13 protein-coding genes and 1 pseudogene are annotated in these 17,626 nt (G+C 32.9%); all 14 read left to right on the top strand.

Features of this window, described 5'->3' with window-relative positions; genetic code table 11:
• The first annotated feature begins 23 nt into the window (after positions 1–23).
• The 14 genes and pseudogenes from IPO86_16375 to IPO86_16310 all read left to right on the top strand — a co-directional run bounded on the left by IPO86_16375 (position 24) and on the right by IPO86_16310 (position 17,622).
• The gene (locus IPO86_16375; protein MBK9729678.1) at positions 24–1,046 is read left to right on the top strand and encodes a biotin/lipoyl-binding protein; all 1,023 of its coding nucleotides are present in this window, start codon (positions 24–26) and stop codon (positions 1,044–1,046) included.
• Positions 1,043–1,714: an efflux RND transporter periplasmic adaptor subunit gene (locus IPO86_16370; GenBank protein ID MBK9729677.1), complete on the top strand. Its 672-nt coding sequence runs from the start codon at positions 1,043–1,045 to the stop codon at positions 1,712–1,714. Before IPO86_16375 ends, IPO86_16370 begins: the two co-directional genes overlap by 4 nt.
• Before the next feature lie 18 nt (positions 1,715–1,732).
• Positions 1,733–2,737 carry a hypothetical protein gene (locus IPO86_16365; GenBank protein MBK9729676.1) on the top strand — a complete coding sequence of 335 codons (1,005 nt, stop codon included), beginning with the start codon at positions 1,733–1,735 and terminating at the stop codon, positions 2,735–2,737.
• A 268-nt stretch (positions 2,738–3,005) separates the two neighbouring features.
• Positions 3,006–5,961 (top strand): annotated as a pseudogene (locus IPO86_16360) (efflux RND transporter permease subunit).
• A 367-nt stretch (positions 5,962–6,328) separates the two neighbouring features.
• Positions 6,329–6,658, top strand: a complete 330-nt coding sequence (locus tag IPO86_16355) for a YegP family protein (protein ID MBK9729675.1) — start codon at positions 6,329–6,331, stop codon at positions 6,656–6,658.
• A gap of 336 nt (positions 6,659–6,994) precedes the next feature.
• Positions 6,995–8,584 (top strand): hypothetical protein, encoded by a 1,590-nt coding sequence (locus IPO86_16350; GenBank protein MBK9729674.1) that lies wholly within the window; start codon positions 6,995–6,997, stop codon positions 8,582–8,584.
• 166 nt (positions 8,585–8,750) lie between these two features.
• Positions 8,751–9,236, top strand: coding sequence for a UpxY family transcription antiterminator (locus tag IPO86_16345; protein ID MBK9729673.1), 486 nt, complete (start codon positions 8,751–8,753; stop codon positions 9,234–9,236).
• Positions 9,237–10,069: 833 nt separating this feature from the next.
• Entirely contained in the window at positions 10,070–12,019 is a 1,950-nt protein-coding gene (locus tag IPO86_16340; GenBank protein ID MBK9729672.1) for a hypothetical protein, read from the top strand.
• Positions 12,020–12,021: 2 nt separating this feature from the next.
• On the top strand, positions 12,022–12,606 hold the full coding sequence (locus IPO86_16335) for a hypothetical protein (GenBank protein ID MBK9729671.1): 585 nt from the start codon (positions 12,022–12,024) through the stop codon (positions 12,604–12,606).
• A 375-nt stretch (positions 12,607–12,981) separates the two neighbouring features.
• Positions 12,982–13,569 carry a hypothetical protein gene (locus IPO86_16330; GenBank protein ID MBK9729670.1) on the top strand — a complete coding sequence of 196 codons (588 nt, stop codon included), beginning with the start codon at positions 12,982–12,984 and terminating at the stop codon, positions 13,567–13,569.
• 401 nt (positions 13,570–13,970) lie between these two features.
• Positions 13,971–14,309: a hypothetical protein gene (locus IPO86_16325; protein ID MBK9729669.1), complete on the top strand. Its 339-nt coding sequence runs from the start codon at positions 13,971–13,973 to the stop codon at positions 14,307–14,309.
• A 28-nt stretch (positions 14,310–14,337) separates the two neighbouring features.
• A complete protein-coding gene (locus IPO86_16320) occupies positions 14,338–14,709 on the top strand; it encodes a DUF1801 domain-containing protein (protein MBK9729668.1) in 372 nt (123 codons plus the stop codon).
• Positions 14,710–14,840: 131 nt separating this feature from the next.
• Entirely contained in the window at positions 14,841–15,704 is an 864-nt protein-coding gene (locus tag IPO86_16315; protein ID MBK9729667.1) for a T9SS type A sorting domain-containing protein, read from the top strand.
• 304 nt (positions 15,705–16,008) lie between these two features.
• Complete coding sequence (locus tag IPO86_16310; protein MBK9729666.1) at positions 16,009–17,622, top strand: alkaline phosphatase family protein; 1,614 nt, start codon at positions 16,009–16,011, stop codon at positions 17,620–17,622.
• Positions 17,623–17,626: the final 4 nt, after the last annotated feature.

Raw genomic sequence — 17,626 nt, 5'->3', positions numbered from 1 at the left:
ATTAATTATTTAAAAGGATAAGAATGAATCATACGTTAAAAATCAGAATATTTGCATTATTTATTTGGATTATTGCAAACAGTAATCCACTTCAAGCATCTGGAGGTGATGATCATAGTCATGGTCCGGAGGAAGATTTAAAGTCAGTACAAACTGCAAAATATTTTTCAATTGAAGCCTCTTCTGATAAATATGAATTACTGCTTAGATATGAACCCATTCATCCTAACGAACCAGCAAAGCTTATTTTATTTGTAAGTAGTTTCGCTACAAACAGACCAATCGATAGCGCAGATATTAGTATTCGTTCACAGGAAGATAGCTCCTTAGTGTTTCAGATCAGACATAGTAGTGAAGGTACGTATATACTAGAATCCCGTTTTACTGAACTAAAGAAGTATTCTCTTGCAGTAAGAATTAATGCTTCACAAGGAGCAGATTTAATTTTGCTTTCTGGTGTGGAGGTTGGAAAAGAATTAGTGATAGCATCAGAAGAACATGTCCACGCTCATTTAGACTATAGTAATTGGTTGCTTTGGTTAATTGTCATAAGCTCCTTGGTGATTGGTCTATTTCTAGGCTTACTTTTTCAAAAAAGGAATACCAAATCAGGTAGAAGTACCATTGCCATTTTCTTAATTATTATTAATTGTTTTTTGCCTTTATTACAGTCTGAGGCCCATGGTGATGATGATCATGGAGCTTCTAAGTCAGGTACTAATTTTTCTAATTCATTTTTAGTTCCTAAAGAGACGCAGTTTTTATTTGATGTAATTACTCAAAAATTGGTCTCTGGTTCTTTTACAGGGAGTATCAAACTTTTTGGAACTATAATTCCAAGTAGTGGGGGACAAGCTCAAGTTGGAACTCCTCAAAATGGAAAAATCCGAGCACTTTTTGTGAATGTTGGTCAATATGTAAAGGCCGGACAGCAGCTTGCAATTGTTGAACAAAATCTGGATGCTGGTACGCAAGTGAATATGATGTCTGAAAAAATAAACTCCTTGCCGAATATGAGGCTTCTAAAAAGGAGATCGACCGATTGAATACGATCGCAGACATTGCAGCAAAAAAAGATATGGATGAAGCAAATGCGCGTTTTCAGAAAGCAGATAGTAATTTAAAGCTATTCAAAGGGAATGCTGGACGCACATTTGTTTTACAATCTCCAATTGCTGGCGTATTGGGTAATTTTAGTTTGAGTATTGGATCCACTGTGAATGCTGGACAAAATCTTTTTACAATAACAAATCTTTCGCAGATTTATGCAGAAGCGCAGGTGTTTGATAAAGATGCGGCTAAGGTAAGAAAGGGTGCAAAATTTACCATTGAATGTGCTAATGATAGTCATATCACCAGTGAAGTAAAACTTCTTTCCCTGGCACAAGAAATAAATGCAAGTAATCAATCTCAACGTGTTTTGTTTCAACTAAACAATCCGGATAATGATTTTAAGATTGGTGAATTTGTTAACATCCGGGTATTTGCATTGGAGAGCTCGCATCAAATTGTACTCCCGAATTCTGCTATTACAGAAATAAACGGTAAGCCAGTTGTATTTATTAAAGATGCAGCAGAAAAGTACAGTGTAAGTTATGTACAATTAGGTGAAAACAATGGAAGTTTTACAAGTATCCTTAAGGGGGTAGAAGAGGACGAACGCATTGTTGTCAATGCAAGTTATCAACTCAAAATGATTTTCCTAAATCAATAATTTAAAATTCTAATAAAAATGAAAAATATCATTAAAAAAAGCATTTCTATATTTGCCATGAGCGCAGTTATTTTTCTTATTGCATGTAACAATAATAAAAGTAAAGAAATAACTTCTGAGAATGAATCTGCAACAACAAAGGAGCAGGACCACGTTCATATATATGCTTGTCCGATGCATCCTGAAGTGACTGGACAGGAAGGTGAAAAGTGTTCTAAATGTGGAATGGCATTAGAGCACATGGATGAAAAACCAATGGCAGGAAATTTTCAAATGGATTTCAAATCCGCTCCTGAAATTTTGGAGGCCGGAAAACCTGCAGTATTGGCATTCACTCCAAGGAATAAAAATAATAGTGCACAAGCAGTTCCATTAGACGTTACACACGAAAAGAAAATTCATCTCATTGCAGTGCGTGAAGATTTATCCTGGTTTAATCATATTCATCCAGAATACCAGGAGGACGGATCGTATGCCTTATCAGAAACTTTTCCATCCGGGGGTAAGTATTTACTCTATGCGGATTATAAACCAAGTGGAAGTACACATCAGTTAGAAAAAATTGAAGTCGATGTTAAAGGAAAATCTGCCTCCCGGAAGACGTATACATCGATTCAAAATACAGCTTTTAGTAATCCATTTTCTGTAACTTTAAAACCTGATGATGGAAAATTTATTTCAAATACTGCGATTCATTTTGATGCTGTATTCTTAAAAAATGGGAAGTCATTTGATGTCAATCAGTTACAAAATTACCTGGGTGCTAAAGGTCATATGGTAGCTATTCATATGGAAACGAAAGCATATGTTCACTTACATCCAGAAGTAGAAGGAACGATACTTCATTTTCATACCAACTTTGAAACAGCAGGTATCTATAGAGTATGGCTTCAATTTATGGCTGATGGGAAATTACACACCACCGATTTTGTAATAAAAGTCGAGCCATCTACAGGCAAAGTAATGAACGAAGAAAATCAGGAGCACAACCATGAACATGGGGAAGAAGGTCATAAGCATTGATCCATAATGCATAGCTATTTGGGAATGGTTAAGAGTCAAGAGTCAAGAGTCAATAGTTAATGGTTAATAGTTAAGAGTCAAGAGTCAAGAGTCAAGAGTCAATAGTTAATGGTTAATAGTTAAGAGTCAATAGTTAATGGTCAATGGTTAAGAGTCAAGAGTCAATGGTTAAGAGTCAAGAGTCAATGGTTAAGAGTCAATGGTTAAAAGTTAATGTTTTTTTGACTAATAAATGCCAATTCCAACAAGAAATTTTAATTGATAAATTATGTTAAATCAACTCATACGGTTTTCACTTCAAAACAGATTATTCGTAATCTCGTTTGCTTCTTTACTATTTCTTTTTGGAATATTTACAATCAGCAACTTGCCGATTGATGTTTTGCCTGATTTAAATCGCCCCAGAGTTACTGTTTTTTTGGAAGCAAATGGGATGGCTCCAGAAGAAATAGAAACGCAAATAATCATTCCGGTTGAAACAGCCTTGAATGATTATGGGTCCTATTAGTTCAGTTATGGGACAAATTATGTTGGTTGGTGTTTCTTCAGATAGTACCTCTGCATCAGAATTGCGAACACTCGCGGATTTTACTATTCGCAGACGACTAATGAGTATCAAAGGAATTTCACAAGTGATTCCTATTGGAGGGAGCGTTTGCAATATCAGGTATTGATTTCATCGGCAAAACTTAAACAGTTTAATTTGTCTATCGATGATTTAGATAAAGCGCTTACACTTACAAATCAAAATAGTTCGGGTGGTTTTTATAATCAATATGGAAGTGAAGTGCTAATTCGAAATGTTGGACGCGCATATTCATTAGATGATTTGCGAAATACAGTAGTTGCCAATAGAGATGGATTGCCCGTATTGCTTTCTCAAGTAGCAGAAGTTAAATTTGGAGCTGCACAAAAACGAGGGGATGCTAGTATAAATGGAAAGCCATCTGTGATCCTTACGATTGAAAAGCAACCTGAATATAGTACAGTATCCTTGACAAATGAAGTGGAAAAAGCATTGGCTGAACTGCAAATGTCATTGCCTCCTGATGTAAAATTAAATCCAACTATATTTCAACAAAAGCATTTTATTCAGGCCGCCCTTTCAAATGTTGAGGAAGCATTACGCGATGGATTTATACTTGTTGTTATTATTCTTTTCTTGTTCTTGTTAAATTACAGAACTACGATTATTACATTAACAGCTATTCCACTTTCACTTGTTATAACAGCAATTATTTTTAAACTTTTTGGTTTTAGTATAAATACCTTAACCTTAGGTGGACTCGCTATCGCGATTGGTGAATTGGTAGACGATGCAATTGTGGATGTTGAAAATGTCCATCGGCGGATTCATGAAAACAAACATTCTGAAAATCCAAAACCACTCTTACAAGTAATTTATGATGCCAGTTGTGAAATTCGAAATTCTATAGTTTATGCAACGATTATTGTAGTATTGGTTTTTATTCCTTTATTTTATATGCAGGGCATGGAAGGAAGAATTTTTGCACCACTTGGTGTAGCCTATATTACGTCCATTATTGCTTCACTTTTCGTTTCTCTTACAGTGACACTAAGCATTATGTTCATATTTATTAAAGCCAAAAGATGATAAAATAAATATGGATAGTGGACTGGTGAAATTTTTGAAAAAACAGGATACGAAATTATTGAATTGGGGTTTGCAAAAACCAAAAGCGATCATTGTGTCAGCAATACTTTTAATTATTTCATCTATTGCTATGGTCCCATTTTTTGGAACTGAATTTTTACCACCATTTAATGAAGGTTCATTTACAATTAATCTTTCTACGCCTGCAGGAACATCATTGGAAGAGAGTTCGAAAATTGGTACGATGGCAGAAAATCTTATGTTACAGGTGCCTGATGTTGAATTTGTAAGCCGCAGAACTGGCCGTGCTGAATTGGATGAACACGTAGAGCCCGTTTCAAATTCTGAAATTGATGTTGAACTAAAAGCTGAAACCAGCAGATCCAGAAATGAAATCATTGCTGACATTCGCAGTAAATTAGAAATTCTAAAAGGTGTTACGATTAATGTCGGACAACCCATTTCACATCGTTTAGATCATTTATTATCTGGTGTTCGAGCGCAGGTTGCAATCAAACTTTATGGTACCGATCTCAACGATTTAAGATCCAATGCAAATCAAATTTCAGAGACCATTAAATCCATTCGGGGTGTAGTGGATGTGCAAATTGAAAAACAAGTAATGGTGCCACAACTATTAATAAAAGTTAATCGGGAAGCATTGCAAAGATATGGATTGCAAGCAGGCAAGGTTGCCGAAGATCTTGAAATTTTCTATAATGGAAAAGTTACCGGACAAATTATAGATGGTATTAAATCATTTGATATTTTGCTTCGAACAACCGATGAAGAACGAAGTAATCTGGAAGCTATTCGAAACACTTTAATTGATGCACCGAATGGCACACTGATTCCATTACAACAAATAGCAAGTATCGAAAGTACTACGAGTATCAACACCATTTCACATGAGAATTCCCAACGCAAAATTACCATTAGCTGTAATGTGCAGGGTAGAGATTTAGGAAATACGGTTCAGGAGATTCAAAATTCTGTTAGTGCAAATGTTAAATTACCAACTGGATATTTTGTTCAATATGGTGGGCAGTTTGAAAGTCAGAAATCAGCAACTAAACTTATTTTGTTTTTAAGTATTTTTTCGATTATAGGAATATTTTTAATTCTTTATTCGCATTTTAAATCGGCGCAGATCACCTTGCAAATTATGCTTAATATACCTTTAGCATTAATCGGAAGTGTATTAGCAGTATTATTTACAGGTGGGACATTTTCTGTGGCAACCTTAGTTGGATTCATTACACTTACAGGTATAGCATCTAGAAATGGCATTATGATGATTTCACATTATCTCTATTTAGTTGAACATGAAGGCGAGCGATTTGGCAAGCAATTAATTATCCGTGGTTCTTTGGAGCGGTTGGTTCCGGTATTAATGACTGCTTTGGTAGCGGCACTAGCGCTAATTCCACTTACTTTAGATCCTCAAGCATCTGGTAAGGAAATTTTGTATCCAGTAGCAACAGTTATACTAGGAGGCTTAATTAGTAGTACTTTATTGGATATGATTATAACTCCGGTTGTGTTTTATACTTTTGGAGAAAAAGCGATTGTGAATTATTTAGCATCCAGGAATAAGGAAATTGTATAATCTAATTAGATTATTTTATTTTGGTTTATTTGAAAGTGATTGTGATACTTTGTATTTATAAAACTCTAAAGGTATCATTGTTGAAAATTGTTCACTTCGCATTGTATTTTGAACGATGAAACTTTGTTTTCAAAAATTATAATTACTGAAATCAGTAAGTCTTTGTTGAATGAACTAGATAAGTTTTTAAATTGGTGGCATATGCCATTACTATTCCGCGCAAAGGACATTTTGTTTTTTTATTCGTTGACAATGGTAAAAAGTAGAATATGCCTGGAATTTTAACCTGGAAAAAAAAATATTTAGATTAAATGGCTGAAGCTTGTAAATTTATAGCTTCTTAATTCATCTATTAAAGTAAACGATTATGGGCAAATTTACAATCAGTACCCGTTCTAATGGGGAATATCAATTTAATTTGAAAGCAGGAAACGGTCAGGTTATCCTAAGTAGTGAAGGTTATAGTGCAAAAGCAAGTTGTCTCAATGGCATTGAATCTGTCAGAAAAAACTCACAGGAAGATGATCGGTATGAGCATAATACCGCTGCAAATGGTAAATTATATTTCAATTTAAAATCTACCAACGGTCAGGTGATTGGATCTAGTCAGATGTATGCGGATGAAACTGGTAGGACAGCTGGAGTTGATTCTGTGAAGAACAATGCTCCAGAAGCAGAAGTTGAAGATTTGTCTTAAACTTTAGAATCGCAGGAAGAAGAGTTTAAAACTTATCGAAAAAACTTCTTTTTCGCAATACTCCTAAAGAAGCATTTTTTATGGTTCTTTAGGAGTATTTTTTATTCTAGGTAATTTTCTTAAGTTACAGATTCACAATATTTTATATTTTTTATGTCATACAATTTGAAATGAAATTTCAAATTGAAGATAGTCTATTGCTTTACTTTTAAATATTCATTTCAAGCCGATTTCCAAATCAATTTTAACACTTTATGGAGTATGCTGAAAATCCTAAAAAGAGTAAGCACCCGGTAGCCGAAAAGGGAATTAAGAGTAGGCAAATAAATTGTGTTTATGAAATTTAAAAAGGCAATTCTGCTAGATCCTTTTGTAAAGGAAAAAGCAAAGACCGCAAAAGCATTGAAAACAATTGTAAGTGGTTCCAATGATTTTTATGGTGCAAACAGTCTGGAGACATTTTCAAGTGCTAGTGGATTAACCTACACACATGATGATGCAGACGGATTTTTAGATTATCCGACTTCTTTTCCGGGAAAAGCTGCAAATTACTGGCGCAAAGATGCTGGTGTAAAAGTTTGGGCTTATGAAGAAACCTATGATAATTGGCAAGATTCATTTGGTATCGATGCGGTTCGTGTTTTTTATCATTCTGGGCATGGAGATATGGACAACAATGGTGTTTTTAAAGCACCGCTTGGTGGACTTTGGGATAATCGGGATTGGGCATTTTCAAATCGTATGGCCTTTTCTAATGAAGAATTGCGCTATATGTTTTGGTCCACTTGTTATTCCATCAGAGTTTCTGGTTCCGACAATCCGGTAAGATCCTGGTGGGATCCAAATCGGGGCGGACTTCGCATGATGTTTGGGTATGAAACAACGAGTATTGATGATCCGAATTATGGTAAATTTTTCTGGGATGAATGGAAAAAAGGGAAAACATTTGCACGTGCATTTTTAGATGCAAGTTGGAGAATCAGCCACGGACAAGTACCCGTTGTGATGGCAGTTGGAGCGAATGCTAACGAAGCTATCCATCGCTTAAATAACGAGCGTTTATTTTCTCAGGCAGCAGTGACAAAAGGATGGTATCAATGGCAATGGATAGGCACCTTGCCTTCCAGGTCATTTGCTAATAGAACGGCAGTTCCAAAAAAATTAAATGGAATCATACTTACGAATAAATTTGAAGAAGACAAACGACTTGCAAGTATTGGCCGCGCCGTAGGATTAACAAAAGTGATTTCAGAAACAATTTTATTTGATGCAAAAGGGAATCGACAAGTATCCGGTAAAGATGTTTTGTTGAATATAAATGATGCCGGTGCTTTAAATATTTATTTTGGAAAGCCAAACCTCGAAAACAAAACACTCATTGCAGAAAGTAAAGCAATTAAAATTGCACAGAAGTTTATGAATGATTTGAATCTGGCGAAAGGAATCGAATTAAAACCAGGAAACATTCGTTACCGTTTAACAAATGGTGGCACATTGGAAGGAAGTGGTACATTGGAAAGCCCATCAGTTGTAGAAACGATTGTTCAATATCGTCAAAGTCACAATGGTGTGGAAAGTGTAAATTCAGATCATGGATTGATTACAGTGAGCATCGACAATGATGGTAAGGTGATAAACTATTATGATTCTACGAAGTTGGTATTAGGAGAAGTGGATATCCGGACCTCTAAATCTTCCTCACCAAAGGATCCAAAAAAAGCTGCAGTATTAAATGATGACAAGCAGTTTAAGAAAAAGATTGATAAGATTTCTAATAGCAGTGAAACCAAATCATCTGTATTGAAAGAGTTTATTGGTTATGATTTTTCGAGTAATCTAGGAGCTGTCGTGCATCAGAAAGATGTAGAGATAGACTTTGGAAGGAATTTGAAAAAGCGTTATAAATTAAGAGTGCCATTGTCCTAATTGAAATAGATTTAGCCGCCTGCTTTAGAAATAAGGCAGGCGGTTTTTATATTTATTTTGGTTTGAAGGTGAGGTCTCAAATGTTAAAAAATAAAAATATTTGAATAAAAACTTGACAGTATAAAATGTCAATCTTATATTGCCATCGAATTTTAACCAACCGAGTATGAATTGCTGGAAAGTACTTTGCGTCCAGTCTAAATTTGAATTTAAAGTTGAGCAACAATTAGCTCAATTAGGCATAGAAAGTTATTTACCCAAAATTAACTTGATCAGGCAATGGTCTGACAGAAAAAAAGTTCTCAGCACACCAACATTTCCGGGAAATTTATTTGTACATACTGATGAAAAGCATCGCAATGATGTATTTTATATTAAAGCTGTAAAGCAATATGTACAATATGAAAACAGAGACGCCACCCTGGCAGACGAAGAAGTAGAAAAGATTCGAATTGCGATGTGCTCCATAACCGAAACCGTTGTAAACAATAGCTTTTTAAGAAAAGGAAGTAAAGTTAAAATCATTGATGGTCTGTTAACTGGTTATCATGGTGAACTAGTAAATTTTTTAGGAAAACAAAAACTAGCTTTATATATCAAAGAATTACCAATTGGAATTTATATTGAAATTCCGATTCGTCTTTGCAGTTGAATAGAGAGGAAGATTAGATTTTAAATTTTCTACACCGAGTAAAATGTATAGGACTCAGTGAGGCGAAGCCATTTTCTGCTTGAAAGAATGATTGGAATTATAAAATGTCAGCCAAAAGTGGACTGAATATAAATAAAGGAAGCCAGTGTTTCCAAGATCATTTTAATTTGCAAATTGGATTTCATCTTTTTTAGAAGACTCTGTTTAATTTAAGTTGAGTATAATTATAATGCATCAGAAGGCTTTTGCCTTATTTTGAAAGATATTGAAGAATATTAACTGCTCATTGCATAAATACTCTAAATTTATTTATAGCAGTCTTAAGCATAGAATGAATTTCTTTTAATAATGCAAAATTAGTTTTTCAAACGCCGGCGGAAATTAGTCCTATAAATATTAGCTAAGTCAAAAAATGTAAGACAGAGCCATGGATTACTTGAAATTTAGTTGGTTTATTGTGCGATAAGTCATGGATTAATTTTAAATATGAATTGTGTTATGTTAAAATAAAATAAAATTGACATATGAATGAATTTTCAAAAGTATTTGAATTTTTGATACGCATTTTTTATTCATTTACGAAAAATTGGCTTTACATAATTCTAGCTACGGCGGCGCCCTTTTTACTATATTATGTATCGCAAGGAAAGGAAATCATTGTCATGTTATTTGATAACGATGGATGCTGGTTAAATTTTCTTAATATCTTTCTCATACTGTTTAGTTTTATACTTCTTTTTTATGTAGTATGGGTTATACCAACCCTTAGCATAGATTTGGCTTTCTGGATAAGGGATAAGAGTTTATTACAAAATAATGTAAAAAAACATGAGATGTTGAATAAATTGGCATCTAATGCAAATTATTCAGTTGATGGAAACATTTTGTATCCAATTCGGAACTTTGCAAATATCCCACTTTTAGTATTTATTTATTTAGTGTCAGAACAGCTTATCAGGAGAGAAGCTGATTTATTTTCTAATAGTTTTAATTTAGGAAATGCATTTCTTTTGTTTATATTTTTGTTGATTTCACTTTATATTGGACATGCGACCAGAGGTGATATTAAACAGACGATTTACAAAATACGAGCATTTCGAAAGACTGGAATCCTTGGGCATGTAATAATTATTTTTATTGCAGCAATATTTTGGAAAATAGGGAGTTATTTTCAATTTATTTCTATAGTGTTCATGTTTTTATTATTTCTTTGGAATAACTGTTATCATTATGCAATAGAACGGGTAAAAGAAGCTTTGGAGGATATTGATAAAATTCAAGATTATAATGATTCTGATATAAAGTATAAGTTTTTTCTGATCATTTTGATATTTTTATTAATTGCTTTTGCATTGAGTACAAAACTAGATAAATTAAATCATATTTCACCTTTGATTATCCTGAATGTTTGTTTTAGTTTCTACATAGCTTTGGTTGATTTATTATTTAATACCCCTTCTGAAATTTTTGAAATTCAAGCAAAAAATGAAAAAGAAACAGAAAATCCCAATACCAGAGAACAAAGTGCATGGGCAGTTATTTTTAGATTTCTTAAAGTAGTAGCTTTGTTTTTTGCAATTTATTTAATATTTGTAGATTCATTGAGCAGTCATAGGATACGGAAAGAAAGGATATCTGCGCAGGAATTTAGGGATTTTGGTAATCGGGAGAATCTTATTAAGTATTATTACGATTGGAAAAGTGTTAATATTTGTGATGATGCAATTTATCTGATAGCTGCACAAGGTGGGGGATCAAAAGCAGGTGCTTGGGTTGGTATGAATTTAGATTATATGTTTCAAAGTGATACCTGCTTACTGCGGAAAATATTTGCTATTTCAACTGTATCAGGAGGTACTTCTGGAATTAATATGTTACTCACAAAATGGTATTTGAATGATTATAAAATTGTTCCGAGAGAGGGAATAAATATGGATATATATTCGTCAATTTACGGTTTCAATTATTTAAGCAGCAGTCTTTGGGGGTTGTTGATAAGTGATGGGATCCGTATATTCTTGGATAAAAAAAGGGATTATGACCGTGATCGTAATTATTATCATCAATTGGAAGAACTTGTTGCAATAAAAAAATGCTATCATGATTCTTCTTCTAATCAATTGGATACTTTACTGAATGGTGATTTTATGCTAAAATGGAATGATCCTAATTATAAATATAGGACTCCACTTCATTTTATTAATACAGCAACTACACAAGCTGGTAAGCGAGCCATTGTATCTCCTGTGATTGTTGATTCCAGTATCTTCAATACTTCCATTGATTTTTATGATAAATTTAGAAGTAAAAATTGTAATCAATGTAATTATTTTAGTTTGCCAATGGTTACAGCTGTTAAGTTAAGTCAATCGTTTCCATTTTCTAGTTCCTATAATTACGTTGATGGTGTGGGAAATATGATTGATGGTGGTTTGTATGAGAACTCAGGATGTAACACCATTTATGAAATTTATACAGCTTTAAAAAATTGCGATAAATATCAAAAATTTGTTATTTTCTCAATTCAGTGTAGCGATAATGATAATTGTAATACAGATCCTGTTAACTCAGTTTTTGTAAATACAATTTCATCTGCTGCTTCAACACCGTTTTCCGGACATAGTCATTATTGGGAACAAAAGCTTAAACTAGAAGTTGACAGAAATAATGATAGTTTTAGACTTATTTATCCAGTTAAGAATGGTGTATTTGTGGATGTACCTTTAGGTATTGCCCTAAGTAAATCATCTATAGATACATTGAAGAAATATGTAAAACAATAATCATGAAAAAATCAATTAGATTTAAACACTTAAGTTTGATTCTTATTTTATTGGGGATCGCTTCAGTATCAGTTATACATGATAAGTTTCCTTTTGAAAACTCGTCAATCAGAGAAGAAAATCTGAATAAAATATTTATGGACCCTGGTAGTCTTCAATCTTATTATAGAGATACTTTGGGTTATGTTAAAAATCGTTCATGCGATAAATGTGTTTCCATTAAGGAGGATGAATTTAGGTGTAGGCTTAAATTCACATATATTTCAGATATTATTTTTGTCTTCTGTTACATAGGGTTATTTGGCATCTATTTTCACCGTCAATTATATGGTGCAAAGGAGCAAAATGAAAAAGGCACATGGAGTTATTGGTTTGTTATTTTGTTGTTGTTAATTACGTTTATTGCAGATTTGACAGAGAATATTTTGATGTTGAAATACATAGGCAATGGATATTCAGGTTACAATGCATTGATTAGAGTTGCCTGCGTTTTTAAATCTTTAGGTTTTATCATTTTGGTATATTATTTATTTATTTATAATATTTCGAGTTTTATTAAATTAGTGAGGTCGTATTTAAAATCTTAATAGAATTATTTTTTTGACTAGGGCATCTTGGTTTGGTTCAGAAGATTGAGTAAGTTCATGGTTGTTTAAAAGATATAGAGCTCATTGAGTTGGTTGGTGAATATTTTTGTTTTTGGTATCCTTAAAATCAAGTTCAAGACTATAGTAGAATTTGAATTATGAAGTGCAAAAAATGAGACCAGTTACTTTGGGAATATTTCGATAATATACATTATTCCTTAGATTTAATTCAAGAATTAGAATTGGTGGGAATACTATGTAATTGGAATAACAAATTTATTTGTTAGCACAGAAATGACGCACTGAAACTTAAAATGCGAAATATTTCGTATATTTTTGTTTTGGCTGTAATTGTATTCGATACACTCGTAAACTATGACAGAAAAGCAAATTGAGAGAGTAAGAAACAAGATAGACAAATACAGAAAAGCACTTGCTGCAGATAAGAAACTTTGGGGTGGATTTTATCATGATGGACAAGGGATTAGATATGTAATTCCTGGGCAATTTTTAAAAATAAAGGACTACAAAGGTTGTTTTAGATACTTCAATTGGTTTAAAAAAAACTTTCCAGACGATAGTTGTGACCCAATTATTTTGTTTGAGTGGACTTTTACTTTATATAAGTGTGGTAAATTAGTTGACGCTGAAAAGAATGCCCATAGAACATTTTTTTCAAACCCATACTTGTTCGATAAATTTCTTGCGAAGGAGCCTTTGCATTTAAACAATAACGAAAGTTCAAGTTGGGAATTAGAGTCATTAGTTCAATATTTTAGTTACACGAATAAAGACACAGAATTTTCAGATTTTGGAGAATGGGTTGAAACAATTTTACAAAGTAGAATATTTTTAGACAAAGTAAACGAGTTTGTAGAACTTGAGAGGCAACTGAAAATTGAGCCAGTAGGAAAACGAAGAACAGAAATTGTAAATCGTTTATCAAGACTTAAATATGAATAGTACGAAGAAGAGCAACTACAGCCAACAATGTATTGCCTCCATGCCACTGATGCATTTAACTTTCACGCTCGGCAGAAAATATTGGCCTTAGCTTTTGTATGGCAGCCGGGGGAAGTTGCACGGCGGCAATACTGACACGTTAGCGGCCATTCCCCACTTTCCAAAAACGGAAATAATTTCTCTTGCTAACAATCGATACGTAAATTTGGTCTGACTCTTTGCAAGGCCGATTTTAGCATTGGTGATTAATAATCCCGATCGTCATTTTGTTGAAGTGTAATGCCTTTTATAGGCAGATGATAATTTCAGTGATGCTGTCTTTTGACAAGCTCGTTCAGAATAATTTTCAATTTATACATCACTTCCTTAGAGTCGTTTTTATTAACCATAAATTTTTTAAGATGACTAAGAAAAAAATTGAAATTGAGATTGTCAATCTAAATTGTGCGGGGATTGACATCGGAAGCAAATCACACTTCGTAGCGGTAGGTCAAGGCATAGAGGATGTAAGGGAATTTGGTGTATTTGCTGATGACCTAGTTGAAATTTGTGCTTATCTTTTGGAGTATAGAATAACATCTGTTGCTCTGGAAAGTACCGGAATTAATGGTTTAATTTGTACCGGAATCGGTGGCTCAGTTTGCCCCGGAATGGGTGGCTCAATTTGCCCGGAATACTCATTCACAGCAGACTTTGAAGTTTTTGGAGAAAAGTTCAAAATCCTGGAAACGCAGAAATAGATATTTTAATTTGAGTAAAATAGAAAAAATGGTTGAGCAACTTCAGAACTACTATTTGAATAAAGAAGAACCAAAAAAGAGTTGTCTGCTGGCACTACGTAGTATTATTCTTGACCAAGACACAAATATAACTGAAACACAGAAGTGGGGAATGCCCTGCTTTTGCTATAAGAATAAAATGTTTTGCTACTTGTGGACAGATAAAAAAACAGACGAGCCTTACATTCTTATGGTTGAAGGAAAATATCTTGACCACCCAAAATTGGAAGAAGGCAACCGTTCTCGAATGAAAATATTTAGAGTTAATCCAAATAAAGATTTACCCATAAAGACCATTGAAAGTATTTTGCAAAAAGCGTTGAACTTATACCGAGCAGGCATAATAAAAATAAAGGAATGATACATAGAAATGCACATGCGCCTAACGGCAGAATCTATTGAAATGGGACTAGGTATCCAGTCAAAATTTTGTTAAATTTTATAGAGTAGATTAGAGAAATAGTTTTAAATTTGAATTAAATAGCAAATGAAATGTCTAAAATATATAATCTACTAACTCGAATCTTAGTGATTTCATTACTTGCAGTTTCAGGTTTATATGCACAAAAATTAGTGGAGACTGGGAATCGATGGAATATTGCCATTTATCCCACATTTTCACAAAACACTACATCTTACACAGTTAGAATAGGCGAGGATACCATAGTTGGCACTCAAAATTATCATAAAGTATATTATTCTTTTGATTCACTAAATACTAATTGGAGTTTTAATCAAATTTATTTGAGGCAGGATTCTACCAAGAAAGTATATTCCAAACAAGGATCAGCAAACGAACGGCTGCTTTATGATTTCAATTTACAATTGAAGGATACATTTTCCTTTGATATGTATTGTGTCCTAATTGTTGATAAGATAGATAGCATTTATTTAAATAACGGTGAACTGAGAAAGCGTTTTAAGTTAATTCGTAAAGCAAATCCAAATTTTGGAGAGGAATATTGGATCGATGGCATCGGAAGTAATTTTGGTCTCCTTTCTCATTACGGATTTTGCCTTACGGATTATTCTGAAGGATTATTGTGTTTTTATTCAAAGGATGAACTATTATATCCGAAGATACCTCCAACTTGTTTTATAACTTCTATAAGAGAATTCGAGAGAAATTTGTCCATCTATCCGAATCCACTAAATACTGAATTAAATATTTTGGATGATTTTTCACTATTTAATAGTTTTGAAATTTATAACTCTGGTGGCAGATTCATTAAAAGTGGCAAATTAGAAATCAAATTGACACGGATTGATTTAAATGATTTGGCAAGCGGTTGCTATTTTATAAAATTGAGTAGTAAAAGTGGGTATAATTTTCCATATAAATTCCTTAAGATTTGAGGGTTTAAATTATGGAGAAGTAGTAGATTATTTCATAATTGATTTCAGGATTTATTCCTATTTAAATATTTGATTTAGAGCTTTAAATTTCAAGTTTAAGGCTTTAGTTTTTGGTACTTATCTTAACAGTAGTATTTAATATTTTGGCACTACCAAAAGTGGCATGGATTTAGGCCGGTTATTAATCTAGTAATTTGCGTTTTTCGGATTTTATTTCTAATTTCTTTAATTTAATTTTTGGCTTTGCATATTTTTGATATAATTATTAAGAATTGCATTAAATTTAACAAATTTTATTTATATAATGCCTCAAATAATCATTGGACACACAACAGCAAGTTCTTCTCAAATCTGGGCTAGAACCGAAATAGAGGGAAATTGGTGGTTAGTATTATCTCAGCATCCTTTTGATGATATAATAATTGATTTTAACAATGTTAAGGTTGATGATTATTTTAATTCATTAGTGCCTTCAATAGTATATTTGGAAAGTAGAAATTTTTTGAGTAGTAATGGTTTAACAAATACATTTAATATTTCTTCGCTTGAAAATGATACTAACTATTTTTATTTATTAGTAGCGTCAAATGAAATTAATGAAATTAAGGACATTGAGCGTTTAACTTTTGGTAAATCTTCGCAGGATTATTTTAGAACCATGAAGTATGATTTGAATACATTTTCATTTGGCTTTTATAGTTGTAATGATTTTGAAAAAACAGGATCAAATCTTTGGCCATTTTTTTATAAAGAACTTAAATCCAAGGATGCCAAATTTGTAATTGGAGGAGGTGATCAAATGTATGCTGATAGTTCTGGTGAAAAATACAATATTTGGAAGTGGTTAAAGAAGTTTAAGAATCATATAACTGCTCAATGTTCTGATGTGGATGGAAATTTAATTGTAGATATGGTGGTAGATAGGTTGGTAGTTTATTATCGGGAGTTATATGTTAAGTATTGGAAGGATCATTCATTAAAAGATGTTTATAAGCAATTCCCACAATATATGATTTGGGATGACCATGAAATCATGGATGGGTGGGGTTCACTTACAGTGCAACAACGAGCACGGAGATTAAATTCATTATTGGTGAATGATGATTTGAAATTAAACAAACAATTGACAAATTGTCTATTTATTGCTGCATCAAAGGCTTACTATGAATTTCAGCATTCACATAATCCTAAAACGAATATCAACTTAAAGCAACTAGATACTTGTGTTTGGGATTATAATTTTGAATATAGTTTCACTGCGTTTTATGTTTTGGACATGAGGGGCCATCATGATATTGAAGCAAAATCAGGTGAGCGTTTATTAGGCGATCAGCAAAAATTAAGATTTGAAAATTGGATTAACAAATCTCAAGTTAAAAGCAAGAAAGCCCTATTTATTGTTTCTCCTGTACCAATTATTCATTGGAAAGATAATTTTGCAAATACCTTTGATATTGCATTGGGCAATATTCCGCTCGCTAAGGACGATTTCAGGGACGAATGGGGTCACAGAAGTAATGAGGTAGAGCGAAATTGGTTATTAAATCTAGTTTTGAATGCATCCCATGAACGAAAGCAAAAGATTGTTTTTCTAAGTGGTGATGTACACTCTTTAAGTGTATTTAAAATTACTGTTGAGAATAAATTTAAAAAGGCTTGTGTTTATAATATAACTTCAAGTGGCATCTCAAGAAAACCTGCTCCTTTAATTTTACAAAAAAGTATATGTGGGAATAAGGATAGAATTATGGGATTTAAAGATGGTAGAGCCATTAAATTTGCAGGAAAAACTGGCAAGAATAATTTTACTTTAATTACTTCATCCATTCACAGTGATGAAATAAGAATTGATTGTGAAATTTGTTATTACAATAAATTAAAAAAACAATTGAAATCAATTAAGATTGAGCTTGTATAAATCT

The sequence above is a fragment of the Saprospiraceae bacterium genome (assembly GCA_016717265.1).
Classification (GTDB): domain Bacteria; phylum Bacteroidota; class Bacteroidia; order Chitinophagales; family Saprospiraceae; genus Vicinibacter.
Note: the sequence above shows the minus strand (reverse complement) of the source record. Positions and strands in the feature narration are given on the sequence as shown.